Source organism: Hymenobacter agri (assembly GCF_054778495.1).
The window spans coordinates 1-615 of sequence record NZ_BAAGZM010001238.1 but is presented as its reverse complement, the minus strand read 5'-3'; the positions used below and the strand labels follow the sequence as shown (position 1 = coordinate 615).

At 66.2% G+C, this 615-nt stretch carries 1 protein-coding gene and 1 pseudogene; both read left to right on the top strand.

Translation table 11 applies throughout. The features are described from left to right. Nucleotides 1–309, top strand: a pseudogene (locus ACYVDE_RS25540) (threonine synthase); the annotation flags it as partial. Between the two features lie 62 nt (nt 310–371). Further along, nucleotides 372–615: hypothetical protein (locus ACYVDE_RS25535; RefSeq protein ID WP_460504311.1), on the top strand; the 244-nt coding region annotated here is incomplete at its 3' end.

Here is a 615-nt window from a genome sequence, read left to right as displayed (position 1 = left end):
AGCGCCGACACCGTGAGCGATGCCGACACGGTGGCCGCCATTCGGCAGGTGTGGGCGCAGCACGGCTACCTGCTCGACCCGCATGGTGCGGTGGCCTACGCGGCCCTACGCCGCTATCAGACGCAGCATGCGGACGCAGCCGGCTTCCTGCTGGCCACGGCCCACCCCGTAAAATTCCCCGACGTGGTGGAGCCCGTGCTGGGCCGCGCCATCGAGTTGCCGGCCGTGGTGCAGGCCCTGCAGGGCCGCGCCAAACGAAGCGTACCGTTGGCGGTTAACTACGAGGAACTGAAAGCGTACCTGATGTAACCCCAAGCCGTTGGCTTGGGCAGTTAAGAAGGCAGTTCGGACCTTTGTTTAAAATCAGCCCGATGCTATCCTCCGTGAAAACCCTGCTGCGCCAACTCGCCTTTTCTGCCCTGCCCCTGGCCTTCGCCGCCTGCCGCCCCGACCAAGTGGAGCACCTGAAGGACAGCAAGCGTATCGGCATCGAGGCCGAGAACTGGGAGGTGAAGCGCATCATGCCCAACGACCTGCTGCGCGCCACCCGCTGGGCCGGCGACTCCCTCACCGCTACCGCCGACGATTTGCTGCGCCGCGCCCTGGCCCGCGAGT